Source organism: Janthinobacterium sp. MP5059B (assembly GCF_001758645.1).
Lineage (GTDB): Bacteria > Pseudomonadota > Gammaproteobacteria > Burkholderiales > Burkholderiaceae_D > Janthinobacterium > Janthinobacterium lividum.
In genome coordinates this window covers 154,125-178,573 of sequence record NZ_LRHX01000023.1, presented here as the reverse complement: position 1 = coordinate 178,573, position 24,449 = coordinate 154,125, and the positions used below count along the sequence as shown (strand labels likewise).

General features: G+C 62.2%; 20 protein-coding genes. 9 read left to right on the top strand and 11 right to left on the bottom strand.

The window, feature by feature from the left end; translation table 11 throughout:
* Positions 1-210: 210 nt before the first annotated feature.
* Positions 211-1,224, top strand: coding sequence for a bile acid:sodium symporter family protein (locus JAB1_RS28370; protein ID WP_070257873.1), 1,014 nt, complete (start codon positions 211-213; stop codon positions 1,222-1,224).
* On the opposite strand, the gene JAB1_RS28365 is transcribed toward JAB1_RS28370, so the two are convergent.
* Both JAB1_RS28365 and JAB1_RS28360 read right to left on the bottom strand, forming a co-directional pair.
* Positions 1,176-2,639 carry a UdgX family uracil-DNA binding protein gene (locus JAB1_RS28365; protein ID WP_070278486.1) on the bottom strand — a complete coding sequence of 488 codons (1,464 nt, stop codon included), beginning with the start codon at positions 2,637-2,639 and terminating at the stop codon, positions 1,176-1,178. The two genes, JAB1_RS28370 and JAB1_RS28365, sit on opposite strands and share 49 nt — an antisense overlap.
* Complete coding sequence (locus tag JAB1_RS28360; protein ID WP_070278483.1) at positions 2,636-3,868, bottom strand: putative DNA modification/repair radical SAM protein; 1,233 nt, start codon at positions 3,866-3,868, stop codon at positions 2,636-2,638. The genes JAB1_RS28365 and JAB1_RS28360 overlap by 4 nt, the downstream gene beginning before the upstream one ends.
* A gap of 212 nt (positions 3,869-4,080) precedes the next feature.
* Between JAB1_RS28360 and JAB1_RS28355 the strand changes: the two genes are divergently transcribed.
* From JAB1_RS28355 to JAB1_RS28325, 7 genes are all read left to right on the top strand, one after another.
* Entirely contained in the window at positions 4,081-8,196 is a 4,116-nt protein-coding gene (locus JAB1_RS28355; protein WP_070278481.1) for an RHS repeat-associated core domain-containing protein, read from the top strand.
* Positions 8,197-8,207: 11 nt separating this feature from the next.
* Positions 8,208-8,618, top strand: a complete 411-nt coding sequence (locus tag JAB1_RS28350) for a DUF4279 domain-containing protein (protein ID WP_175445006.1) — start codon at positions 8,208-8,210, stop codon at positions 8,616-8,618.
* 216 nt (positions 8,619-8,834) lie between these two features.
* The gene (locus JAB1_RS28345) at positions 8,835-9,125 is read left to right on the top strand and encodes a hypothetical protein (protein ID WP_070278476.1); all 291 of its coding nucleotides are present in this window, start codon (positions 8,835-8,837) and stop codon (positions 9,123-9,125) included.
* 201 nt (positions 9,126-9,326) lie between these two features.
* Positions 9,327-10,085 carry a molybdate ABC transporter substrate-binding protein gene (modA, locus tag JAB1_RS28340; protein WP_070278474.1) on the top strand — a complete coding sequence of 253 codons (759 nt, stop codon included), beginning with the start codon at positions 9,327-9,329 and terminating at the stop codon, positions 10,083-10,085.
* A gap of 17 nt (positions 10,086-10,102) precedes the next feature.
* The gene (modB, locus tag JAB1_RS28335; RefSeq protein WP_034782706.1) at positions 10,103-10,774 is read left to right on the top strand and encodes a molybdate ABC transporter permease subunit; all 672 of its coding nucleotides are present in this window, start codon (positions 10,103-10,105) and stop codon (positions 10,772-10,774) included.
* 8 nt (positions 10,775-10,782) lie between these two features.
* The gene (locus JAB1_RS28330; RefSeq protein WP_217494257.1) at positions 10,783-11,493 is read left to right on the top strand and encodes an ATP-binding cassette domain-containing protein; all 711 of its coding nucleotides are present in this window, start codon (positions 10,783-10,785) and stop codon (positions 11,491-11,493) included.
* A gap of 40 nt (positions 11,494-11,533) precedes the next feature.
* Positions 11,534-12,301 carry a TOBE domain-containing protein gene (locus JAB1_RS28325; RefSeq protein ID WP_070278471.1) on the top strand — a complete coding sequence of 256 codons (768 nt, stop codon included), beginning with the start codon at positions 11,534-11,536 and terminating at the stop codon, positions 12,299-12,301.
* 71 nt (positions 12,302-12,372) lie between these two features.
* On the opposite strand, the gene JAB1_RS28320 is transcribed toward JAB1_RS28325, so the two are convergent.
* Positions 12,373-15,447 (bottom strand): response regulator, encoded by a 3,075-nt coding sequence (locus JAB1_RS28320; protein ID WP_070278502.1) that lies wholly within the window; start codon positions 15,445-15,447, stop codon positions 12,373-12,375.
* Between the two features lie 249 nt (positions 15,448-15,696).
* Between JAB1_RS28320 and fnr the strand changes: the two genes are divergently transcribed.
* Entirely contained in the window at positions 15,697-16,455 is a 759-nt protein-coding gene (fnr, locus tag JAB1_RS28315) for a fumarate/nitrate reduction transcriptional regulator Fnr (protein WP_034782711.1), read from the top strand.
* A gap of 3 nt (positions 16,456-16,458) precedes the next feature.
* On the opposite strand, the gene JAB1_RS28310 is transcribed toward fnr, so the two are convergent.
* The 8 genes from JAB1_RS28310 to JAB1_RS28275 all read right to left on the bottom strand — a co-directional run bounded on the left by JAB1_RS28310 (position 16,459) and on the right by JAB1_RS28275 (position 24,446).
* Entirely contained in the window at positions 16,459-16,983 is a 525-nt protein-coding gene (locus JAB1_RS28310; RefSeq protein ID WP_070257879.1) for a FixH family protein, read from the bottom strand.
* A 102-nt stretch (positions 16,984-17,085) separates the two neighbouring features.
* Positions 17,086-18,468: a cytochrome c oxidase accessory protein CcoG gene (ccoG, locus tag JAB1_RS28305; protein WP_034782714.1), complete on the bottom strand. Its 1,383-nt coding sequence runs from the start codon at positions 18,466-18,468 to the stop codon at positions 17,086-17,088.
* Between the two features lie 2 nt (positions 18,469-18,470).
* Complete coding sequence (gene ccoP / locus JAB1_RS28300; protein ID WP_070278469.1) at positions 18,471-19,391, bottom strand: cytochrome-c oxidase, cbb3-type subunit III; 921 nt, start codon at positions 19,389-19,391, stop codon at positions 18,471-18,473.
* Positions 19,384-19,587: a cbb3-type cytochrome c oxidase subunit 3 gene (locus JAB1_RS28295; protein ID WP_034782719.1), complete on the bottom strand. Its 204-nt coding sequence runs from the start codon at positions 19,585-19,587 to the stop codon at positions 19,384-19,386. Before JAB1_RS28295 ends, ccoP begins: the two co-directional genes overlap by 8 nt.
* A gap of 1 nt (position 19,588) precedes the next feature.
* Positions 19,589-20,203 (bottom strand): cytochrome-c oxidase, cbb3-type subunit II, encoded by a 615-nt coding sequence (gene ccoO / locus JAB1_RS28290; RefSeq protein WP_070278467.1) that lies wholly within the window; start codon positions 20,201-20,203, stop codon positions 19,589-19,591.
* Between the two features lie 15 nt (positions 20,204-20,218).
* Positions 20,219-21,646, bottom strand: coding sequence for a cytochrome-c oxidase, cbb3-type subunit I (gene ccoN, locus JAB1_RS28285; protein ID WP_034782722.1), 1,428 nt, complete (start codon positions 21,644-21,646; stop codon positions 20,219-20,221).
* A 182-nt stretch (positions 21,647-21,828) separates the two neighbouring features.
* Positions 21,829-22,005 carry a cbb3-type cytochrome oxidase assembly protein CcoS gene (ccoS, locus tag JAB1_RS28280; protein WP_034782725.1) on the bottom strand — a complete coding sequence of 59 codons (177 nt, stop codon included), beginning with the start codon at positions 22,003-22,005 and terminating at the stop codon, positions 21,829-21,831.
* A gap of 2 nt (positions 22,006-22,007) precedes the next feature.
* Positions 22,008-24,446 (bottom strand): heavy metal translocating P-type ATPase, encoded by a 2,439-nt coding sequence (locus JAB1_RS28275; RefSeq protein WP_070278465.1) that lies wholly within the window; start codon positions 24,444-24,446, stop codon positions 22,008-22,010.
* Positions 24,447-24,449 lie beyond the last annotated feature (3 nt).

Below are 24,449 nucleotides of genomic sequence, written 5' to 3'. Positions count from 1 at the left end.
GCCTCGCGCTGTACTTTACTCCGGGTTGCCCTGTCTGCGGACAGGGCATTTTTTTGTCCGCCCGGTTTGCGCCGAAAAGCCAGGCCATGCCATCAGGCAAGGAATTGGGCAATACAGGTAGAATAGCCAGTACTGGCGCCGCTCCCGGCGCTGTTTGTCATCCCCGGCACAGCATGCTGTTGCAAGGCTGCACCGTTACCAGGCTACCGCATGTCTTCTTTTTCCCCCGCTGCCCTGTTGCGCAATCTGAAACCCGATAATTTCACCATCGCCCTGCTCGTCACCGTGGGGCTGGCCACATTCCTGCCCTGTACGGGCCAGACGGCCGTGGTCTTCGGCAACATCACCACGGTTGCCATCGGCGCCCTGTTCTTCCTGCATGGCGCCAAGCTGTCGCGCGAAGCCGTGGTGGCCGGCGCCATGCACTGGCGACTGCACTTGCTGGTGCTGGCCAGCACCTTTGTCCTGTTTCCGCTGCTGGGCCTGGCCCTGCGTCCGCTGGCGCTGACCTTCCTGACGCCCGACCTGTACATGGGCATTTTGTTCCTGTGCGCGCTGCCCTCTACTGTGCAATCATCGATCGCCATGACGGCCATGGCGCGCGGCAACGTACCGGCCGCCATCTGCAGCGCCTCGGCCTCGAACTTCATCGGTATCTTCCTCGCCCCCATCCTGGTGGGCTTGCTGGTGGCCAAGGGCGCGGAAAGCAAGTCGTCGGTGGACGCCGTGCTGTCCATCGTCATGCAACTGCTGCTGCCATTCCTGGCCGGCCAGTTCCTGCGTCGCTGGATCGGCCGTTGGGTTGACCGCCATAAAGCCACCCTGAAATATGTCGATCAGGGTTCGATCTTGCTGGTGGTCTACACGGCCTTCAGCGAAGCCGTCAGCGAAGGCCTGTGGCATACGATTTCGGTGGAAACCCTGGTCGCCCTGGGCTTGATCAGCCTGCTGCTGCTGGCGCTGGTGCTGGGCATTTCCACCTTCATCAGCCGCCGCCTGGGTTTCAACAAGGAAGACGAAATCGCCATCGTCTTTTGCGCCTCGAAGAAAAGCCTGGCCAGCGGCGTGCCGATGGCCAAGGTGCTGTTTTCCACCCGTTCGCTGGGCATGGTGATCTTGCCGCTGATGTTGTTCCACCAGATTCAGCTGATGATCTGCGCCGTGATCGCGCAACGCTATGCGCGGCGCGATGAGGGGCAGGAAGTGCCTGCTTCAACGCTGTGATGGCTATCCTGCCCTAGCAGCAGCGCCTGCCGCAACCCCGCCACGATCACTTCGTAAGCCTGCCGCCGGCTCCCCTCATCCGGCGCGCGCAGCACATACGAGGGGTGATATACGGCGACCACCCAGCGTCCATCGTGCCGGATGGGCGTGCCGACCAGCGGCGTCATGCTTGCCGCGCCGTCCTGCAGGATGGACTTCAATGCCGTGCTGCCCAGCGCCACGATCACTTGCGGTTTCACGCTGGCCAATTCCTGTTCCAGCCAGCCATGGCAGGCGAGGATCTCGCGCTGCGCTGGCGTCTTGTGCAGGCGGCGCTTGCCACGAGGTTCCCACTTGAAATGCTTGACGGCATTGGTCAGGTAAATACTGTCGCGTGCCATGCCCGCTTCCTGCAGCGCCTGGTCCAGCAGCGCGCCGGCCGGGCCCACGAACGGCAAGCCTGCCAGGTCTTCCTGGTCGCCCGGCTGCTCACCCACCAGCATGATGCGCGCCTGAGAAGGCCCCGTGCCGGGCACGGCTTGCGTGGCGTGCTGCCACAGCGCGCAGCGGCGGCATTGGTCCAGGGTGGTGGGCAGGTCGCGCGGGGGCTGGGCGCGCTCGGCGGAGACCGGGATCATGGTCGCGCCGCTGCGCTGGCCCACGCTGGCCGTCTGGCCCGTGCGCCGTTCGCCGTTGGCGGCGCCGCTGAGCATGGCGGGCACGATGGCGCCTTCCGGCAAATTCTTCCAGAAACGCGAGGGGATATGGCTGCGCAGCAGGCCGGCATTGACGCGCGCGGGATTGAAGATGCTGCGGTAGTAAGTCAGCCACAGGGCTTCGCCCGCATCGTCGATATCGGCCGCGCCGCGCAGCAGGGCCGGTCCCGCGTGCAAGGTCGTGCCATCCCACAGCATGCTGGCGGTCGGCGTGGCGATCATCCAGCTGTTGGCTCCCATGCGGCGGGCGAAGTGGCGCGCCACCTGCGGCAGCACGTCGTGCGTGGGCTCGAACCAGGCCACGAAGCGGGGCGCGCCCTCGCTTTCCGCCCGCTCGCGGAAGCGCACATACGCATGCATGTCGTGCTCTTCGCGGTGCACGGCCTTGGCCATGGCATGCAGGCGCGCGCCGTCCGCGTCGGCCGGCGACATCACGTCATGCTGGCCCAGCTGCCAGCGCCAGAGCACCTGGTACAGGAATGCCCAGCGGTCATGCACGTTGAAACAGGCGGCGCTTTCCAGCAATTCCACCAGGGAACGGGGCAGGCGCAGCAGTGGCGCGCTGGTATCCGTCGCATCTGGCGTCGAGGAAAACAGGTCGCCATCACCAGGCTGTGACTGCCAGGCAACGTCGGCAGGTGGCACGCCGCGCGCGATCAGTTCGCGCGCGGCCGCGCGCCACTCGTCGAACGATTGGGCCAGCCGCACCACCGTACTCATGCGGCCTGCAGCTCAGGCCACAAATTCATCTGCTGCGGCGCTTCCGCCATGGCGCGGCGCAGGTGTTCCGAGGCGGTGGTGTCGCGCGCGGGAAAGTAGTCGGCCGTGATGATGAAGGGGGCGATTTTCTTCATGCTGCAGCGCAGGCGCGACAGGTCAGCGTAGCGCACTTGCCGCAACTGGCGCAGGTCGACGATGCGCTGCGCGTTGCGCAGGCCGATGCCGGGCACGCGGGCGATCATGTGCTGCGCCGCGCGGTTCAAGTCCAGCGGAAAATGTTCGCGGTGCGCCAGCGCCCACGCCAGTTTCGGATCGATATCGAGCGCCAGGTTGCCGCCCGTGGCGGGCAGCAGTTCGCTGGCCTGGAAACCATAGCTGCGCAGTAAAAAGTCGGCCTGGTACAGCCGGTGTTCGCGCAGCATGGGCGGCGGCGCCAGCGGCACGCTTTTCGGGCTGTCGGGGATGGGACTGAACGCCGAGTAGTACACGCGCTTGAGCTTGTAGCTGCCGTACAGGGTCTCGGCCGTGGAGAGGATTTGCTGGTCGTCGCTGGCGTCGGCGCCGACGATCATTTGCGTGCTTTGCCCGGCCGGCGCGAAACGCGGCGCGCGCGGTTCTTCCGCTTTCTCATCGAGCTTGCGGCGGATGGCGCCCATGGCCAGCTTAATCGTATGCACGCTTTTTTCTGGCGCCAGCTTTTGCACGCTGTCCTGCGTCGGCAGTTCGATATTCACGCTGAGCCGGTCGGCATAGCGGCCCGCCTGCGCGATCAGGGCGGGATCGGCGTCGGGGATGGTCTTCAGATGGATATAGCCGCGGAACTGGTGCACCTCGCGCAACTCGCGCGCCACCTGCACCAGCTGCTCCATCGTATAGTCGGCCGACTGGATGATGCCGGAACTGAGGAACAGGCCGTCGATATAGTTGCGCAGGTAAAAGTCGGCCGTCAGCTTGACCACCTCGGCCACCGTAAACCGCGCGCGCGGCACGTTCGAGCTGCGACGGTTGACGCAGTACTGGCAATCGTACAGGCAGTAATTCGTCAGCAGGATCTTGAGCAGCGAGACGCAGCGCCCGTCCGGCGTATAGCTGTGGCAAATGCCCATGCCCGAGGTGGCGCCAAAGCCGTCCTTGCCGATGGAATCGCGTTTGGGCGCGCCGCTGCTGGCGCAGGACGCGTCGTACTTGGCCGCATCGGCCAGGATTTCCAGCTTGTCCGTCAATTCCATGGCTCACCCCGATATACTGTGTTTATATACAGTATATCAGGAATGTGCAGCGACATTGCCTGCAAAGGGCCGTGTCTTTTGAATATGGAAGAATGGCCTGAAAACGGTAAGGACATTACGTATAAGCAATGAAATATAGTGCTAACATGTCAATGTTAGCTGGCGTTTCATTCTTTGAGACGCTTAGCCAAAAATACCTCCGATTCACTCTCATGTTCAGCCTATTCCAGAAAAAACTCGTTTTAGTATTCCTCATCCTCTTCTTCCAGAGTCCGTTTGCACAAAGCTACACCATGCCCACGATCACCGTTACCGCCGAGCGGGAACGGCAGGCCTATGAAGACTGCGTTGCCATGAGCGGTGTATTTTGCCGCTGGCCCGGCGACATGTTCGACCTCTACAACCGTCCTTCGCGCGGTGCCGGCACGCCAGGCCCCGCCAATACCGATGCCGCGCCATCGAATGCCAATACGAATATCAATCGCTGCGGTGCCATGACGGCGCATCCGGTGGTCATTGCCACCGGCGAGAAGATCAAGCCTGAGGTGGATTTCCAGTCCTTGGGCCTGTACGGCCTGGGGCTGAAGCGAACCTATCGCAGCAAGCATGCGGTCGGCACCCTGTTCGGACCACAGTGGCTGTCCAACGTGGATGTGCCCAGGTTGAATGAACCGAATTGCGGCAATACGGGAACGGGGCGATGCATACCCCGTTCCGTGACGGTGACCGATCCCACCGGCAGCACGACCAATTATCAATTTGTCGGGGAAAACGAGTTCCCCTCCACCTTGGACCCGAAAGCCGGTTCTTACTTATACCTGTCAGGAAAATCGGCGCGCAGGGGAGAAATGGTCTACACGCCGGGAATGGGATGGGTCCTGTGGGCCAATGGCAATACGTATACCTATAATAAAGTGGGTGCCATCGTCTCCATCATGGAAGGTGCTAGCGCGCAACTCAATTTCCAGTACGGCGCCAATCCCAACCAGCTTGCCAGTGTCAGCAACAGCAGCGGCCAGCTGATCCAGTTCACCTGGGGCGGCAATGGCAAGGTGAGCCGCGTGCGTGATCCGGCGGGCAATGATTGGAATTATGAATACCATGCCAGCGGCATGCTCGCCAAGGTCACGGCGCCAGCCAGCCAGGAGGTACGCGAGTATCACTACGAGACGGCCAATCCCGTTTTGTTGACGGGGATCAGCATCAATGGGCAGCGCCATGGCCGCTATGCGTATTTCGCCGATGGCCGGGTCAGCGAGAGCGGCCTCGAGGGTGGAGAGGAGCGCGAGACGTTCGTCTATGGCGCCAATCAAACGACGGTGACCGATGCGCGTCAACAAGCGACCACCCACAAGTTTGCCCTGATCGGTGGCGAGCTGAAGCCGACATCGGTTTCCCGCGCCGGCACGGCGACGTGCGCCGCGGCGGCCGCCAGCACCGCGTATGACGCCAACGGCTACGTCGACTATACGCTGGACTGGAATGGCAACAAGACGGACTACAGCTATGACGCCGGCGGCCGCCTGCTGAGCCAGACGACGGCGGCAGGCACGGGCGCGGCGCAGACGGTCGTGCATAGCTGGAATGGGAATGAAATTGAGAAGACCGAATACCGCAATGCGGGCAACGTAGCCTACTTGCGCGTCAGCTATACCTACTACCATGCGTGGGCCCCGTCGGGAAAGCTCGAGAGCGAAACCTGGGATGATCTGAAGACCGGCAAGCAAAAGAAATTCGTGCACACGTACACGTTTTATCCGAACAGCACCATGTCGAGCTGGACAGTATCGCGCAGCCTGCCTGGTGGCGCCGCAGTCACGCGCTATGACTACGACACGCGCGGCAACCTGACTGGCATGACGAATCCGCTGGGCCACCAGCAAGCGTGGGCAGGCCATGACGGCATGGGGCGCCCATCGAGCTATACCGACAGCAATGGTGTCGCCAGTACCTATGCTTACGATGACATGGGCCGCCTACTGGCAACGACGCTCAATGGCAGCCAGACGACGCATCTTGCCTATCATGCGGGCGACCTGGTGCGTTCCATCAGTTATCCAGACGGCAGCATGACGCAGTATCAATACACTGCCGGCGGCCGGGTCGAATATGTCGGCAATGCGCTGGGGGAATTCACGCATATTGCGGTGAATGTTCCCGACAACAGCGTGCGTGTGAGTTCTGCCCTGCATCATGCGGAGGTGAGTGCTGGCGTGCCAGTCCCGGTTGCTGCCGGTGAGATGAGCGCCACGATGGAAATGGATTCCTTGGGCCGTCCGTATAGTGAGCTCGGTAATAATAGTCAGCGTCTCGACAAACGATACGATCACAATGGCAATCTCGTGAGCGTTACCGATGCGGCTGGCCGCTCGACCTCATATGCGTATGACGCCGCGAATCGTCTCGTCAAGATGACCGCGGCCGATGGCGGGGTAACCGTAAGGGGCTATGATGCCGAAGGCAGGCTGGCATCGGTGACTGATCCGCGCCCCTTGCAAACGCGTTATACCTATAATGGTTTTGGGCAGGTGACCAGCATCGTCAGTCCAGATACGGGTACCGCCACATATGGCTATGACCCTGCGGGCCGGTTGGAAAGTGAAACACGTTCCGATGGCAGAGTTACCCGCTACACCCTGGATAGTCTGGATCGTCAAATATCACGCAGTAATAGTGGTGAAACCGAGAAATTTACCTATGACGAGGGACGGTTTGGCAAGGGGCGCCTGACTGGTTTCACGGATCTTACGGGGTACACCGGCTACGCCTACAACGCATCTGGGCAGCTCACTGTACAAGTCAATAATATATACGGCACCAGCTATACGACTGTCTGGGACTATGATGCCGCTGGTCGCCTGGAGGGCATCCATTACCCATCGGGCACGCGTACCTTTTATTCGTACGATGCTTATGGCCGCGTGAGTGAACTGTTGACGAATGCGACCGGTGTGTGGACGAAACTCGTTGATTCAGTCCTGTATCAGCCGGTCAGCGGCCAGCCTCATGCATGGCGCTACGGGAATAATTTACCACGCAGAGTGACGCTGGATGCGGATGGCCGCATTACGCGCATTTCCGGCAATGTGGAAAACGTGGAATATCGCCATAACAGTACGAATCAGATCATTGCCATGATCGATTCGGGCAATGAGCATATGAATCAGGGAATTGACTATGATGCTGCTGACCGCGTAGGACTGGTGACGCGTCGGATCGACTATCAGAGTTTCTCCTGGGACCAGGCTGGCAATCGTACAGGCCAGGCCAGGAAAGGCAGCAATTATAGTTTCGTGCTCGATAGCGGCAGCAACCGGCTCGCATCATGGAGCGGCAATGGCGAGTTTCGTAACTTCAGCTACAACCCCGTGGGCACGCTGGCCAGCGAATCGCGCCATGATGGCAGCCGTTCCTATACCTACGATGGATTCAACCGCATGCGTGGCGTGATCGTCAATGGCCGTTATGTCGGAGACTATCGTACCAATGCGCTGAACCAGCGTGTGCAAAAAGATGGAGCCGGTGGCATCACGCAAGCCATTTATGGTCCAGGCGGTGAACTGCTGGCAGAAGTGGGAGCGCAAACCAGTCATTATTTCTGGTTCAACGGCGAGCTGATTGGCATGGCGCGTGCCAACCAGGTTTACTTTAGTCACAATGATCACCTGGGTCGCCCTGAAGTCATGAGCAATGCCAGTGGTGCCGTTGTATGGCGCGCCGCCAATGCCGCATTTGACCGCGCCGTCATCGTCGACACGATTGGCGGCCTGAATATCGGCTTCCCGGGCCAGTACTACGATGCCGAATCGGGCCTGTGGTACAACTGGCACCGCTACTACGATGCATCGCTGGGGCGGTATTTGCAGAGCGATCCCATCGGGCTCCGAGGTGGCATCAATACCTACGCATACGTTCAAGGGAACCCGCTCCGCTATACGGACCCGCGTGGATTGAATCCTGTCGGCGGAGCCGTAATTGGAGCAGAAATTGGAACTGTTGTGTTTCCAGGTGTCGGCACAGTAGTGGGTGGTGCCATCGGGTTAGGCGTCGGCCTGTGGGTCGGCGATAAGATAATAAAAGGAATTTCGCAACCAAAGTCCGCTAGCAGTTTCCTTCCAGGAGTTTGGCCAGGAGATAAGGGCGCGGATGAATGGGGGCGAAGGAATGGATTAGGTCAGAAGGAAGGCAGGGGGCGGTTCCACGGAATCAAACAGGACTGCCTAGGGAGTAAGCCGACGGACGTCTTTGGTGTCAATCCCGAGACTGGCGACGTTTTTGATCCGGACGGCGAAGTAGTTGGAAACCTTGAGGATGCCAAACGAAAATGAAGGAAATGGATATGAAAATCGACGTTTCGGTTTATCTGCGTGGTGACTCACTAGACCCGGTTACAGTGTCTTCCTTACTCGGTATCGAACCTTCAAAATCTCGGCGCAAAGGGGAGTGTTGGACGACGAGTTCGAACCGGGAGGTGACGGCCAAAATCGGCATTTGGGCTATTGTTGCTGACGCAAACTCTTCAGGGCTGCAGGCCGTAGTTGACGAAGTAACTACAAGATTTAGGGATAACCGGATCAATTTGTCGGAAATCAATGGTGTCGAAGAAGCATACGTGGACGTATTTGTGGCGATCGACGCCGAGGCCGACGGCGGAGGGACTTGTAATTTTCAGTTGAGTAAGGAAAACGTCTCGGCTCTGAATTCGCTCGGATTGCCTGTTCGGTTCACTGTCTCAGTTATCAAATCGTAAAAAAGCGCGAGCGGCGGATCAGTCCCGATAAACGTACACGAACGGAGCAGTAAGGTAAAAATTGGCCGCATCGACGTCAGTTGACGGCGGCCGTATCTTGTTCGTATCTTGCTCGTATCGTGTCGTGGTCTATTCGTATCCTAGTCGTATCCCGTCCGGGCGGCTGAAAAATTCCGCCCTGGTACGAAGACTCGCTCGAAACACGATGGCGGCGGGGTGCGCGGGGAACCTGCCGTGACGCCGCTGGAGCAGCGGGCGATCGATGGGGATGGCAAGGCCATTGCCGAACTGCGCCAGGAATATTTGAAAAAAGGCGAAGTATCCACAGCGAATTACTGGCTGTATGCGGGAGCCCTGCGCGGGAATGCCGCATTGGTGGAGGAATATGCGCAACGGTTTGCGGCGATGCCGGAAGACAGGCAGGCGGCGCAAATACAAGGCATCAAGACCAGTTCCGCCTCGCCCGCGCAAAAAAAGGCCTTGCTTGAGAGGCTGGGCAGGAATTGATCGCTTCATCTGAGCGGTGAAATTACTCGGCTGGGTGCTGTCACGCTTCATCGGCGTACCGCAGCCGGCCTGTCCTCTCCCGGCGCCGGCTGCATTTTCCTCTTTTGCCGATTTGCCATTGCTTGACCCACGCGATGGCAGAACGCTATATATAAGTGTATATTACGGTCCTTGTCACCGTTCACTTACAAGGATACGATCATGCGCCTCACCTCCCTCGCCCGCCTGCTTGGCACCGCTCTTCTCGCTACTGCCGCCAGCTCCGCCCTTGCCGGCGAAGTGGTGGTGTCGGCCGCGGCCAGCCTGACGAATGCGTTCAAGGATGCGGCGCAAAGCTATGAGGCGCAGTATCCGGGCAGCAAGGTGTCCTTGAACTTTGCCGCCTCGGGCGTGCTGCTGCAACAGATCGTCAAGGGCGCGCCCGTGGACGTGTTTGCTTCGGCCGACCAGGAAACCATGGATGCGGCGCAAAAGCAGGGCCTCGTCTTGCCGGCCGACCGCATGGATTTCGTCGGCAACAGCCTGGTGCTGATCGTGCCGCACGATAGCAAGCTGGGCATCAAGAGCCTGGCTGACCTGGCGCACAAGGGCGTGACCCGCGTGGCCATCGCCAACCCGGCCAGCGTGCCCGTCGGCCGTTATTCCGAAGGCGCGCTGAAGAAGGCCAAGCTGTGGGACGCCGTGCAGACCAAGGCCATCGGCACGCAGAACGTGCGCCAGTCGCTCGACTACGTGGCGCGCGGCGAAGTCGATGCGGGCTTTGTCTACGCCACCGACGCGGCCATCATGAAAGACAAGGTCAACGTGGTGCTGGACGTGCCATTGGACGCGCCCGTGCTGTATCCGATCGCCACCATCAAGGGCAGCAGCAATGCCGCCGAAGCGAAGCGCTTCGTCAGCTACCTGCAGACGGCGCCGGCGCAAGCCATCCTCGCCAAGTACGGTTTCAAGAAGCCATAATTCAGGTAGGCGCCTGCATGGATATCGCCTGGACCGCGCTGGCCCTGTCGCTCAAGGTGGCGGCGTGGGCCACGGCGCTCAATTTGTTGCTCGGCATCGGCACGGGCTATCTGCTGGCGCGCACGCGTTTCCCCGGGCGCGAGCTGCTCGACGCCCTCCTGACCCTGCCGATGGTGATGCCGCCCACCGTACTCGGCTATTACCTGCTGGTGCTGCTGGGCCGGCGCGGCACCCTGGGCGTCTGGCTGCAGGACAGCTTCGGCATCAACCTGATTTTTACCTGGCAAGGCGCCGTGATCGCTTCCACCGTGGTCGCCTTTCCCCTCGTCTTCAAGCCGGCGCGCGCCGCCTTCGAGGCCGTCGACGGCCAGCTGGAGCAGGCCGCCCGCGTGCTGGGCATTTCGGAAATGGCGATCTTCTTTCGCGTGACCTTGCCGCTGGCCTGGCGCGGCATCCTGGCCGGCGTGCTGCTGGGCTTTGTGCGCGCCCTGGGCGAATTCGGCGCCACCCTGATGGTGGCCGGCAGCATCCCCGGCAAGACGCAAACCCTGTCGGTGGCCGTGTATGAAGCCGTGCAGGCGGGCCAGGATGACGTGGCCAATACGCTGGTCCTGATTATCTCCTTTGTCTGCATCGTGGTGCTGTTGTCGGCTGGCCGCCTGGCGCCCGGGCGCATCGCGCACAAATGACGGCTATGATGACGCCTATGCAACTCGACCTCGACATTCGCGCCACCTTGCGCTCCGGCAAACGCCGCTTCGACATGCAAGTGCAATGCACGTCCGATAGCCAGCGCATCGCCATGTATGGCCCGTCCGGCGCAGGCAAGAGCATGACCCTGAAAGCCATTGCCGGACTCTTCACGCCTGACGCGGGCCATATCCGCCTGAACGGGCGCACCCTGTTCGATGCCGCCGCCGGCATCAACCTGCCGCCGCAGCAGCGCAATGTCGCCTACCTGTTCCAGGATTACGCGCTGTTCCCGCACCTGACGGTGCGCCAGAACGTGGGATTTGGCCTGGCGCGGGGCTGGTTCAATCCGCGCGCGCGCGAAAAATTGCAGAAGGTCGAGCATTGGCTTGACGCCTTCCACTTGCAGGAACTGGCGCACCAGTTTCCCGACGAGTTGTCCGGAGGCCAGCGCCAACGGGTGGCGCTGGCGAGGGCGCTCGTGGCCGAGCCGACCGCGTTGCTGCTCGACGAGCCGTTTGCCGCCCTCGATCCTGCCCTGCGTGTCAAAATGCGTTTGGAACTGAGCCAGTGGCAGCAGCGCCTGGACGTGCCCATGATCCTGATCACACACGATCCGGAAGATGCGCGCATCCTGGGCGAGCATGTGCTGTACTTGCGCGACGGACAGATCGATAACAGGGAAGAACACATGGCATTGGGTGAACGCATTGGATAAATCAGCGGCAGCGGAAATCGGCTTGCAAGGCTCGGTATGGATGACGGTGGGCGGAGAAAACCTGGGCGGTGCCGGCCGGGTGGAATTGCTGGGCGCTATCGCCGAATGCGGCTCCATCACGCAGGCGGCCAAGCTTGTGAAGATGAGCTACAAGGCGGCCTGGGACGCCATCGACGCGATGAACAACCTGGCCGGCGAGCCGCTGGTCGAGCGCCTGACGGGCGGCAAGGGCGGCGGCGGCACGCGGCTGACGCAGCGGGGGCGCCAGCTGGTCGACAATTTCCGCATCATCGAGCGTGAGCATGCCCGCTACCTGCGCCAGCTGGGCAGCCAGGCGGAAGGCATCGCCGACGATCTTTTACTCATACGGAGAATGGCCATGAAAACCACGGCACGCAATCAATTCCTGGGCAAGGTGGCCGAACTGAAACAGGGCGCCGTCAACGACGAAGTCACCCTGGAATTGCCCGGCGGCCAGCAGATCGTCGCCATCGTCACGCAAGGCAGCAGCGCAAGCCTGGGCCTGGTGTCGGGCGCGGAAGCGTTTGCGCTGATCAAGGCCTCGTCCATCATCCTTGTGGCGGACAGCGAAGGCGCGCGCTTTTCCGCGCGCAACCAGCTGGCCGGCACCGTCACGCGGGTGCAGACGGGCGCCGTCAACACGGAAGTGGTGCTGGACTTGCCGCGCGGCGGCACGATTGCGGCCATCATCACCAACCAGAGCAGCACCGACCTGGGCATCGCCATCGGCAGCAGCGTGACGGCGATCTTCAAGGCATCCAGCGTGATCCTGGGCGTGCCCGCCTAAACCCAAAGCAAGGACTGGGGTCGTACCCTGAGGGTACGACCCCGGCCTTTATCTCTTGGGTTCAAACGAGCTTAATCCTTCAGCCTGGACAACCAATCCGTCGCCGCCGCCAGCGCCTGCTCCAGTTCCTGCGCCGTGTGCGCCAGCAGCGCCGGCACCTCGTCCAGGCGGCCCGCGTCGATGGCTTCCTCGGTGGCGAACGCGGCGCGGATCAGGCGTTTCGTGCCCAGGGTGCCCACGGAGCCGCGCACGCCGTGCAGGATGCGCGCCACGTCGCTGTGGCGGCCCGATTGCAACGCTGTTTCGGCGTCGCGCACGGGCGTCATGCCCTTGTTCAGCGCGTCTTCCACCATGCGCCGCAGCACGCCGCGCCCCTTCGCGTCGCGTCCCATCACGCGCATCAGCGGCGCCATGGAAAACACTTCTTCATCGGCGACGCGTACCGGCTCGGCCGCCTGCACTTGCGGACGCTTGGGCAGGTGGCGCAGGATGACTTCCATCATCTCTTCCACCACCACGGGCTTGGCGATGAAGTCGCTGATGCCGGCCGTCATGCAGCGCTCGCGCTCGGACGCCAGCACGCCGGCCGTCATGGCGATCACGGGCAGGTTCAGGCGCAGTTCCGTGCGGATGATGTGGGTGGCGCTGAAACCGTCCATGACGGGCATCTGCATGTCCATCAGCACGATGTCGTAGCGCAGCGCTTCCGTGCGCAGCCGTTCCACGGCTTGCAAGCCGTCGCCCACCACGTCCAGGGTGGCGCCCATGTGTTCGAGGATGCCGCGCGCCACGGCCTGGTTCAAATGATTGTCTTCCACCAGCAGGAAATGCACGCCGGCCAGTTCCGTGCCCAGCGGCTGGTGCAGGATGCGCTGCTCGCCGCCGTCATTCTTGGCGATCAGCGCCTGGTGCAGGGCATCGAACAGGCTGGAGCCCGTGATCGGCTTCATCAGCACGACATCGGCCTCGGCCGCGCTGGAGATTTCCTCCAGGTGGTTGCGGGCGAAGGCGTTGACCATCACCACGATGGGCTGGCGCTGGCCGCTGGCCGCCTGGCGGATGGCCTTGGCCGTGGCCAGTCCGTCCATCACGGGCATGTGCCAGTCGGCCAGCACCACGTCATACGGCTGCTGCTGCGCCAGGCGTTCGCGGTACAGTTCGATGGCGGCAAAGCCGGAGTCCACTTCGTCGGCCAGCCAGCCCCACGCCTCGATCAGCTTGACGATCAGTTCGCGCGTGGTGCGGTTGTCGTCGGCCACCAGCAGGCGCAGCTGGCCCAGGGCCGGCGTGCGCCGCGTTTCGGCCGGCTGCGCCAGCATCTCGAAGGGCACGCTGAACCAGAAGCGGCTGCCCTTGCCTTCGCTGCTGGCGACGGCGATGTCGCCGCCCATCATGTGGATCAGCTGCTTGCTGATGGCCAGGCCCAGGCCCGTGCCGCCGAAACGCCGCGTGATGCTCTGGTCGCCCTGCGAAAACGCGGCAAACAGCTGCTGTTGCTGCAGTTCCGTCATGCCGATGCCCGTGTCGCGCACTTCGAAGCGCAGCCAGGCGCGCCCGTTTTCGCTTTCGGCCAGGCTGACGGCCACCACCACTTCGCCGCTCTCGGTAAACTTGATGGCGTTGCCGGCCAGGTTGACGAGAATTTGCTGCAGGCGCTGGGCGTCGCCCACGAGGCGCCGCGGCACGTCGGGCTCGACGGCGATGGCCAGTTCCAGCTCCTTTTCGCCCGCATTCATCGTCATCGTCGTGGCCAGGGTATTCATGACTTCATCGAGGTCGAATTCGACGGGCGACAATTCCATGCGGCGCGCCTCGATCTTCGAATAGTCGAGCACATCGTTGAGGATGCCCAGCAGCGACTGGCCCGCCACTCTGACCATGGTCAGGTACTTGCGCTGTTCCGTGTCGAGCCTGGTATTGCCCAGCAAATACACCATGCCCAGCACGGCATTGAGGGGCGTGCGGATTTCATGGCTCATGTTGGCCACGAAATCGCTCTTTGCGCGGTTGGCCGCCTCGGCCCGGTCGCGTTCCTGCTCCAGCTCCGCCGCGCGCGCTTCGAGTTCCTGCTGCAGGCGGTCGCGTTCGCTCATCAGGCCATTGAACGCTTCCGTCAGTTCGCCGATCTCGTCGCGCTGCTGTACCGGCACGGGGGTGAAACGGCTGCCGCTGGTGCGCAGGGCCAGCAGGGTGTCGCGCAGGCGCACCAGCGGCGACAGCAGGCGCACGGTGACCAAGCCCAGAACAAAGGCGGCCAGCAGCGAAGCGAGGATGCTCCACAGCACCAGCCGGTACAGTACGCCATCGAACGGTTCGAAGGCATCCTCGACGGGCAGCGAGGCGGCCAGCAGCCAGTTCACGGATTTCAGGCGCTTGAAGCTGTTGACGGCCGTGATGCCGCGGCTGTTGGTGCTGACCATGCTGCCTTCGCCATCCTCCTTCAGCAGCTGGGTGGTCGTCAGGTTGGCGTTCGGCTTGCGCGGCTGCAGCAAACGGCTGGTATCGGGGTGCAGCACATAGCGCGGCACGGCGCCGCGCGTGAGGATGAAGTAATAGCCGCTCTTGCCGATCTTTTCCGAGCGCAGGCGGCCCAGCAGATTGTCCTTGTACAGGCGCAGCACGCCGATCACCACGCCGGCCACCTGGCCATCGGCGGCCAGCACGGGCGCCACCATCTGCACGATGGGCATACCGCTCGACTTGCCCAGCATCGGCTCGGTAATCATGGGCTGGCGCGTGCGCAGGACGGTCTGGAAATACTCGCGCTCGGCGACGTTGATGCCGGCGCGCCCCGCCACTTCCGGCATGTCGGCCACGATGGCGCCATGCGCGTCGAGCACCAGCACGTCGTCGAACAGCACCAGCATCGAGCGGCGCGCATAGTATTCGCGCAGTTTGGCTGGCTGGGCGATCAATTCCGGCGGCGTCTGCCTGGCCGTCAGGGTGACAATCTGCAGCAGCATGCCCAGCTTGTCGTCGAGCTCGGCAGCGGTGCGGCTGATCAGGGATGACTGCTGGCTCAGCAGTACTCGGGTGAAGTCGTCGCGCATGTGCTGCACCTGGATCATGGTGACCAGCGCGATCATGGCGATCGAGGTCAGGCTGGTGGCCAGCGCGACTTTTGCTTTAATGCCGAGAGGCTTCATGATTTCCTTTTCAGTGCCGGGCGGCACAGGCGGCAGATAATGCTGTCAGGAATTTTCCTATCAATACCCCAGCTTGGCAAGCGCCGCCGCGCAAATTGCCCGCCCCGTATGGGCTTTTGACGATGTTGCCATATAATTAAAGGCTGGACGTCGTTTATTCGCCGAATTTACGGTGAAATTGGCATACGGCAACCCTGTATGCAGCTGTATGCAGTAAACTTGTTGTTGCATTTTCTAAAAGGTACCGACATGACTGAAGCGCTACTCACTCCCACCTTGCCCACCGTGAACGTGGAGGCGTTGCGTGCACGATGCTCGACCTGCAGCATGCATCAATTGTGCCTGCCGATGGGGCTTGATGTGGGCGACATGGATAGGCTGGACCAGATCATCGGCCGCCGCCGCAAGATCGTGCGCGGGGCCTCGCTGTTCCGCATCGGCGACTCGTTCCAGAACCTGTACGCGATCCGCCTGGGGCACTTCAAGACCTACCAGATCAATCCGGGTGGTGAAGAGCAGGTAACGGGTTTCCAGATGGCCGGTGAACTGCTGGGCATGGATGCCATCAGCGCCGACCGCCACCACTGTAATGCCGTGGCGCTGGAAGACAGCGAAGTGTGTGAAATTCCGTTTTCCAGCCTGGAACAATTGCTGGGCAATATGCCGACCCTGCTGCGTCATTTCCACCGCATGATGAGCCAGGAAATCACGCGCGAGCAAAGCGTCATGCTATTGCTGGGCAATATGCAGGCGACCCAGCGTTTTGCCGCCTTCATCGTCAACCTGGCGTCGCGCTATGAAGCACGCGGCTATTCGGGCAGCAATTTCCAGCTGCGCATGTCGCGCGAGGAAATCGGCAACTATCTGGGCCTGACGATCGAAAGCGTCAGCCGCTTATTGTCGAAATTCAAGAAGGAAGGCTGGCTGCGCGTCTCGAACCGCGAGATCGAAATCCTGCAGCCGGCCAAGTTGAAAGCCATTACGGCCGGCACGGACGTCTGCAAATAAGACTTACAGTTCCTCGTCCGCATGCAGCGCGATGCTGCGTTGCAGGGGCCAGGTCCAGATGCCGGACAGGCGCCACTCGCGTTTGTCGTTTTCCACCAGCACTTGCCAGCGGCTGCGCTCGAGCATCGGCAGTGCCACGGAAAAATTGCCGGCCGCATCGGGCTGCACCAGCAGCTTGATATCCTTTTCCGGCAGGGTCGCATGCGCCAGGTGCAGCTGCAGCGGCGCCTGATAAGCCTTGCCGAAGCTGTGCACGGAACCACTGAGGCGCGCTGCAGCCACGTCATATGACAGGCGCGTATCCATGGCCAGGTCGCTGGCGATCGTGTCGCGCTTCAAATCCTGGTTGATCGCCTTGCCCTGCTTGTAATAATCGCCCACCACCAGCGCATCGGGCTGCGTAAACGCGATATAGCCCATGAAGCTGCCGACGACCACGGACAGGCCGGGACCGATCATCAGCAGCCATGGCCAGCGATGCTTGTACCACGGTGCAACGGGGGGTTGCAGTTTCAGACTGTCGGACATGGTGTTTCTCCTGTTTAATCAGCCAGTCCCCGCATGGGGACCGGCCTTCCTGCAACTTCGTGGCGGCGGCGAGGGCACCCGGTCCCCGTCCGCCTTTCCTTGTTAACGTGGCACGATGAATACCGCGCTTTCACGCACATGCAGCGATGGATCGTCCAGCGATTGCAATTCGATCGCAATCTTGTTCGAGCCCTTCTCGCCGACGCCGTGCGGCACGCGCAGGCGGATCGGCCAGCCCAGCGTTTCCGTCGGCTGCAAGGTCACTTCTTCGCGCGTCAGCAAGGTCAGGCCCGGCAAGCCGGAAGCGCTGATTTTAAAATGCTGGCTTTGCTCGGACGTATTCATGATCTGCAGGCGGTAGACGTTTTCGATCATGCCGTCTTCGACTTCGCGTCCCATCGAACCGCGGTCGCGGATCACGTCCATTTTCAGGGGCGTGCGCAGGGCCAGCGAGGTACACACGGCGATGATGATCAGGGCCAGGATGGAAGTGTAGATCAAGACGCGCGGGCGCATGGCGCGCTGGCGTATCTGCTTCGAATTGAAGTTGTTTTCCATCGCATGGTCGGTGCTGTAGCGTATCAGGCCGCGCGGCCGCTCGACCTTGTCCATCACGCTGTTGCAGGCATCGACGCAGGCGGCGCAGCCGATGCATTCATACTGCAGGCCGTTACGGATATCGATGCCGGTCGGACACACCTGCACGCACAGGGTACAGTCGATGCAATCGCCCAGCTTGTCGTTGTTGCCGGCCTTCTTGCTCATGGCGCCACGCGGTTCGCCGCGCTTGGCATCGTAGGTGATGATCAGCGTGTCCTGGTCGAACATGGCGCTCTGGAAGCGCGCGTAGGGGCACATGTATTTGCACACCTGCTCGCGCAGCCAGCCCGCGTTGCCGTAGGTTGCCAGGCTGTAGAACAAGACCCAGAACCATTCCCAGGGACCGAAATTGAGGGTGGTCACCGACTGCGCCAGTTCCTTGATCGGCGTGAAGTAGCCGACAAAGGTAAAGCCCGTCCACAGGGCGATGGCGCCCCATACCAGGTGCTTGGCCGTCTTCTTGAAGGCCTTGCGCACGGAGGGGCCCTGCTTGTCGAGGGCCATGCGCGCGCTGCGCGTGCCCTCGATGCGGCGTTCGACCCACAGGAAAATTTCCGTGTATACCGTTTGCGGGCAGGAGAACCCGCACCACACCCGCCCGGCAATGGCCGTGACGAGGAACAACAAATACGCACAGATGATCAGCAGGGCCGCCAGATAGATGAAATCCTGGGGCCACAGCACGACGCCGAAAATGTAGAACTTGCGCGTGGTCAAATCGAACAGCAGGGCTTGCCTGCCATTCCAGGTCAACCACGGCAAGCCGTAGAACGCCAGCTGGGTAAGCCATACGCATACCCATCGCCAGGTAGCGTAGCGTCCTTTGGCCTCGCGAGGGTAGATTTGCTCGCGGGCCGCATACATCTTGATGACTTGAGGTTCCATTTTTACTTTGCGGGCGCCTGCGGATTCGACAGGCTCCAGACATACGCCGACAGCACGTGTACCTTGGATTCGCCGAGGAAATCGCTGAAGGCCGGCATGGTGTTGCTGCGTCCCTTGCGTACGGTTTCCATGATGGTGTCGGCGCTGCCGCCGTACAGCCAGGTCTTGTCCGTCAGGTTCGGCGCGCCCAGCATCTGGTTACCCTTGGCATCGGCGCCATGACAGGCCATGCAGGCGCCGAACTTGGCCTTGCCCAGCACGGACTTGACGGGATCCGAGGTCGAGCCGGACAGGCTCAGCACATAATGGGCCACGTTCTCGACATCCTTTTCGGAGCCCAGGGCGGCGCCCATCGGTGGCATCTGCCCATTGCGGCCGTGCATGATGGTGGTCTTGATGATGTCGGGTTCGCCGCCATACAGCCAGTCCTTGTCGGTCAGGTTGGGGAAGCCCTTGTTGCCGCGTGCATCCGAACCGTGGCATTGCGCGCAGTAGGTCAGGAACAGGCGCTGGCCGATGGCTTGCGCCTGCGGATCGGCGGCCACCGTCTTCAAGTCCTGGCTCAGGTACTTGTTGAACAGGGGACCGTAGTCGGCTTCCGCCTTCTTCAGTTCTTCCTCGTACTGGCCCGTCGATTTCCAGCCCAGGCTGCCGGCATAGTTGCCCAGGCCCGGATACAGGAACAGGTACGCCAGGGAGAAGACGATGGTGATGTAGAACAACCACATCCACCAGCGCGGCATCGGCGTATTGAGTTCCTTCAAGTCCTCGTCCCAGACGTGGCCCGTGGTGCCGTCAGCGGGGGCGCCCTCGACCACTTTGATTTTCGACTGCGAGTACAGCAGCACGCCGCAGCCGATGATGCCCAGCAGGGACAGCACGATGATGTAGATATTCCAGAAGCCATTGGTAAAGTCAGCCATGGTTATGCTCCTTCGCCAGGGTCATTTCGGCCTCGGCCGGATAGTCGAGCGCGTCGTCGGCGAACGGCAGGCGGGCCGCCGCGTCGAAGTCGCTGTTGCTGCGGCTGAACGTCCACCACAGGATGCCCACGAACGTCGTAAAGGAAACCACCGTCATGACGCTGCTGGCGCTGTCAAACAGGTTTTCGATTGCCATGCTAATTCCTTGTTTTGATTAATGTACCGAGGCCTTGCAGATAGGCGACCAGGGCGTCTTCTTCCGTCTTGTCCTGCAGCTGCGCGGGGCCGGCGGCGATCTCTTCATCGCTGTACGGCTGGCCCAGGCGTTTCAGGGCGCGCATCTTCGGCATGATGTCGTCAGGCACCAGCTTGGTCTTCGCCAGCCAGGGGTAGGACGGCATGTTCGACTCGGGCACCACGTCGCGCGGGTTGTTCAAGTGCGTGCGGTGCCATTCGTCGCTGTAGCGCGCGCCCACGCGGGCCAGGTCGGGGCCCGTGCGCTTGGAACCCCACTGGAACGGACGGTCGTAGACGAATTCGCCGGCGACCGAATAGTGGCCATAGCGTTCCGTTTCCGCGCGCAGCGGACGCACCATCTGCGAGTGGCAGTTGTAGCAGCCTTCGCGCACGTAGATGTCGCGGCCCGCCAGGCGCAGCGGCGAGTACGGTTTCAGGCCGGCGACCGGCTCCGTCGTGCTCTTCTGGAAGAACAGGGGAACGATCTCGACGGCGCCGCCGATGCTGATCACCACCGTGACCAGGGCGATCAGCAGCCAGGGGTTTCTTTCAATCCATGCATGTGAAAATTTCATTTGCTTTCGCTCCTATCAGGCGTGCGCCGCGTTCAGTTCCGGAATGCGGGCGACGGGGAGTTTGCTGCCGCGCAGCGTCATCCAGGTGTTGTAGCCCATGATGCACATACCCGACAGGTACAGCAGGCCACCGGCCACGCGCACCACGTAGTACGGATACGTCGCTTTCACGCTCTCGACAAAGGTGTAGGTCAGGGTGCCGTCCGGATTGACCGCGCGCCACATCAGGCCCTGCATCACGCCGGCGATCCACATTGCGGCGATGTACAGCACGATGCCGATGGTGGCCACCCAGAAGTGCACGTCGACCAGGCGCGTGCTGTGCATCTGCGTGCGGCCCGCCAGGCGCGGCAGCAGGTAGTAGATCGAACCCATGGTGATGAAGCCCACCCAGCCCAGGGCGCCCGCATGCACGTGGGCAACGGTCCAGTCGGTGTAGTGCGACAGCGAGTTGATGGTCTTGATCGACATCATCGGACCTTCGAAGGTGGCGATGCCGTAGAACGACAGCGAGACGATCATGAATTTCAGGATCGGATCGGTGCGCAGCTTGTGCCAGGCGCCCGACAGGGTCATGATGCCGTTGATCATGCCGCCCCAGCTTGGTGCCAGGAGGACCAGCGAGAAGACCATGCCGATCGATTGCGTCCAGTCAGGCAATGCCGTGTAGTGCAGGTGATGCGGGCCGGCCCACATGTAGGTGAAGATCAGCGCCCAGAAGTGGACGATCGACAGACGGTACGAGTACACGGGGCGCTCGGCCTGTTTCGGGATGAAGTAGTAGACCATGCCCAGGTAGCCGGCGGTCAGGATGAAACCCACCGCGTTATGGCCGTACCACCACTGGATCATCGCGTCCTGCACGCCCGCATACGCGGAATACGACTTGGTGAACGAGGCTGGCATGACGGCGCCATTGACCACGTGCAAGATCGTCACGGCCAGGATATAGGCGCCGAAGAACCAGTTGGCCACGTAGATGTGCTTGACCTTGCGCTTGATCAGGGTGCCGAAGAAAACGATGGCGTAGGCGATCCAGACGACGGCGATGAGGATGGCGATAGGCCATTCCAGTTCGGCGTATTCCTTGCCGCGTGTCATGCCCAAGGGCAGGGTGACGACGGCGCACAGGATCACCGCTTGCCAGCCCCAGAACGTGAAGGCGGCCAGTTTGTCGGAAAACAGGCGCACCTGGCAGGTGCGCTGGACAACGTAGTACGAAGTAGCGAACAGGCCGCAGATGCCGAAGGCGAAAATCACCGCATTCGTGTGCAGCGGACGCAAGCGTCCGTATGTCAGCCATGGTATGTCGAGGTTCAGGGCAGGCCAGGCCAGCTGAGCGGCGATGATAACGCCAACCAGCATGCCGATGATGCCCCATACCACAGTAGCGACCGCGAATTGCTTCACGATCTTGTAGTTATAGTTCAGCGATTGATCCACAAAGACTCTCCCTGGAATTACTATTTATGATGGTGGCCAGAGAGTAAGTGTTTGACCGCGAAAAAACTTTGATGTGGATCAAAATTCCCCGGATGAAATAAGCGTAGCGAACTGGCATCGAAATAAAGTGATATTTCGGTCAAAAAAGCCATGCAAGATCCCGGCAATCCGGGCGGGTGAAATCAGGGATGCGGTTCGCCGGGCGCCGGCTTGGCCGTCGTATCGTCGTCCTGCAGCACGCGCAGGCCCGGTCCGACGAGGTCGTCGAACTGGCCGCCGTCCGAGGCCGTGAAATACACCCACAGGGCGATGAAGACGACCACGACGCTCAAGGGGATCAGGAGGTAGAGTGCTTCCATGTTCAGGCTTTCCGCAGGCGCAGGGCGTTGGCGATGACGACGGCCGAGCTGGCAGCCATGCCGACGCCGGACAGCCAGGGGTTCAGGAAACCCAGCGCGGCGGCCGGGATGGCCGTCAGATTGTACAGGGTTGCCCAGCCCAGGTTTTCGCGGATGATGCGCATGCTGCGCGCCGCTGTTTTCGCCGTGTCGAGCACGGAAATCAGTTGGCTCGACAGCAGCACCGTGTCCGCATGCGCCTGCGCCAGGGCGGCGCCGGAACCCATGGCGAAGGACACGTCGGCACCGCTCAGCACGGCGGCGTCGTTGATGCCGTCGCCCACCATCGCCACCACGGCGCCCGTCGCCTGCAACTGCTGCACGAAATCGAGCTTTTCATCGGGCAGGCATTCGCCGCACGCCGTGTTGATGCCCAGTTCCGTCGCCACGCTTTGCGTCAGCGCTTCCTGGTCGCCACTAAGCAGCACGACCTGCTTGCCGCGCCGGTGGAAATACGCGACCACGTCGCGCGCCTCGGGGCGCAGCGCATCGCTGAGTAAGAAGCGCGTCAGCCAGCGCCCCTGCGTACCCAGGTACAGCGGCGTCATGCCCTGCATGCCGACGGCCGTGTCGCCCAGCGGCGGCCCGGCGATGGCGGCGACAAAGGCCGCGTTGCCCAGGCGGTAGCGCACGCCATTGATCACGCCCTCGAGTCCCTGGCCCTGCACTTCCTGCAAGTGCTCTACATGTGCGCGCGGCTGCTGTATTGGCAACCCTTCTGCCGCTGCCAGGATGGCCTGCGCCAGCGGATGGGCGCTGCCCGCTTCCAGCGCGGCGGCCACCTGCAGGCAAGCGTCCTCGCTCATGCTGCCGAGTCCCTCGATTTGCCGCAGCACGGGCCGGCCCAGCGTCAAGGTTCCCGTCTTGTCGAAGACGATGTGGGTGGCGCGGTGCAGGGTTTCCAGCACATGCGGCTGGACGATCAGCACGCCGCGCCGCAGCAGGCTGTCGGTGGCCGCCGCCAGCGCCGTCGGCGTGGCGAGAGACAGCGCGCAGGGGCACGAGACGACCAGCACGGCGATGGCCACGGGCCACGCCTGCGACGGGTCGTGCCAGCTCCAGAAGGCGAACACGGCGATGGCAAACAGCAGCAAGCCCAGCACGAACCAGGCGGCGACCTTGTCGGCCCACTGCGCGATCTGCGGCTTGCCGCTGCCGGCCCGTTCGATCAGTTTCAACAGGTCGGACAGGGTGCTTTCGCGCGCCGGTTTCAGCACGCGCAAGATGAGCGCCGCGCTGGCGTTGATCGCCCCGCCCGGCACCCGCTCCCCGGTTTTCCTGCGCTGCGCCGCGCTCTCGCCCGTCAGCAGGGATAAATCGAGCGCGCTCGTGCCTTCGACGATGATGCTGTCGGCGGCAATCGCCTCGCCCGGTTTTACCAGGATGACGTCACCGATGGCCAGGCTGCCGGCAGGCACCAGCGTGGTGGCGCGGTTGTCCGGGAAGCCCGCCATCAGCGACGCGGAGGCGGGCAAGGCGTGCTGCAGGCGCTCGAGCGCCGAGGCGGCCTTGCGGCGCGCCTGCAGCTCGAAATAGCGGCTGCACAGCAAGAGGAAGATGAACATTGTGGCCGAGTCGTAATACACCTCGCCGCGGCCCGTAAAGGTCGCCACCACGCTGCCGAAGAAGGCCGCCAGGATGCCCAGCGCCACGGGCACATCCATGCCCAGGGTGCGCGCGCGCAAACTGGCCCAGGCGCCCTGGAAAAACGGCATGGCCGAATAGCAGATGGCCGGCAGGGTCAGGAGCAGGCTGGCCCAGCGCATCAGGCTGGCCATATTGTCGTCCAGCGTGCCATCCTCGGCCAGATAGGCGGGCGCCACGTACATCATCACCTGCATCATCGACAGGCCGGCCACGAACAGCTGGCGGCCCAGGGTCTTGCTGGCTTTTTGCAGGCGTTCGCCATGGCGCACGGCGTCGTACGGATAGGCCGTATAGCCGACTTGGCGCACGGCTTGCAGGATGTCGCCCGGCTCGCATTCGGCGCGGCTCCAGCGCACGTACAGGCGCTCCGTGGCGACGTTCAGGCTGGCTGCCTGCACGCCGGGCAGGCGCGTCAGCTGGCGCTCGATCAGCCAGACGCAGGCGGCGCAGCGGATGCCTTCGACGGACAGGGTCGCTTCGCAGCTGCTGGCGTCGCGCGCGAATTGTGCATCGTCATTGCTGTACAGGCGCAGCTCGGGCGGCATCAGGGTGGCATCAAACGCGTTGACGGCGTATTCATCGCGGTCGCGGTAGTACGCGCTCTGGCCGATGTCGACGATGGTTTGCGCCACCGCTTCGCAGCCGGGGCAGCACATGGCGCGCGGCACGTCGTCGATGGTGACGTTCCAGCTGGAACCGCTCGGGACGGGCAAGCCGCAATGGAAGCAGGCGGAGGGTTGTAAAACAGCATTCATAGG

Bases quoted from the DNA above. Each gene is read 5' to 3' on its own strand.
- ccoS (WP_034782725.1), bottom strand. From the start codon at position 22,005: ATGGAAGCACTCTACCTCCTGATCCCCTTGAGCGTCGTGGTCGTCTTC.
- JAB1_RS28355 (WP_070278481.1), top strand. From the start codon at position 4,081: ATGTTCAGCCTATTCCAGAAAAAACTCGTTTTAGTATTCCTCATCCTC.
- JAB1_RS28310 (WP_070257879.1), bottom strand. From the start codon at position 16,983: ATGTCCGACAGTCTGAAACTGCAACCCCCCGTTGCACCGTGGTACAAG.
- ccoO (WP_070278467.1), bottom strand. From the start codon at position 20,203: ATGAAATTTTCACATGCATGGATTGAAAGAAACCCCTGGCTGCTGATC.
- JAB1_RS28370 (WP_070257873.1), top strand. From the start codon at position 211: ATGTCTTCTTTTTCCCCCGCTGCCCTGTTGCGCAATCTGAAACCCGAT.
- JAB1_RS28275 (WP_070278465.1), bottom strand. From the start codon at position 24,446: ATGAATGCTGTTTTACAACCCTCCGCCTGCTTCCATTGCGGCTTGCCC.
- JAB1_RS28295 (WP_034782719.1), bottom strand. From the start codon at position 19,587: ATGGCAATCGAAAACCTGTTTGACAGCGCCAGCAGCGTCATGACGGTG.
- ccoP (WP_070278469.1), bottom strand. From the start codon at position 19,391: ATGGCTGACTTTACCAATGGCTTCTGGAATATCTACATCATCGTGCTG.
- ccoG (WP_034782714.1), bottom strand. From the start codon at position 18,468: ATGGAACCTCAAGTCATCAAGATGTATGCGGCCCGCGAGCAAATCTAC.
- modB (WP_034782706.1), top strand. From the start codon at position 10,103: ATGGATATCGCCTGGACCGCGCTGGCCCTGTCGCTCAAGGTGGCGGCG.
- JAB1_RS28360 (WP_070278483.1), bottom strand. From the start codon at position 3,868: ATGGAATTGACGGACAAGCTGGAAATCCTGGCCGATGCGGCCAAGTAC.
- JAB1_RS28325 (WP_070278471.1), top strand. From the start codon at position 11,534: ATGACGGTGGGCGGAGAAAACCTGGGCGGTGCCGGCCGGGTGGAATTG.
- JAB1_RS28365 (WP_070278486.1), bottom strand. From the start codon at position 2,639: ATGAGTACGGTGGTGCGGCTGGCCCAATCGTTCGACGAGTGGCGCGCG.
- modA (WP_070278474.1), top strand. From the start codon at position 9,327: ATGCGCCTCACCTCCCTCGCCCGCCTGCTTGGCACCGCTCTTCTCGCT.
- fnr (WP_034782711.1), top strand. From the start codon at position 15,697: ATGACTGAAGCGCTACTCACTCCCACCTTGCCCACCGTGAACGTGGAG.
- JAB1_RS28350 (WP_175445006.1), top strand. From the start codon at position 8,208: ATGAAAATCGACGTTTCGGTTTATCTGCGTGGTGACTCACTAGACCCG.
- JAB1_RS28320 (WP_070278502.1), bottom strand. From the start codon at position 15,447: ATGAAGCCTCTCGGCATTAAAGCAAAAGTCGCGCTGGCCACCAGCCTG.
- JAB1_RS28330 (WP_217494257.1), top strand. From the start codon at position 10,783: ATGACGCCTATGCAACTCGACCTCGACATTCGCGCCACCTTGCGCTCC.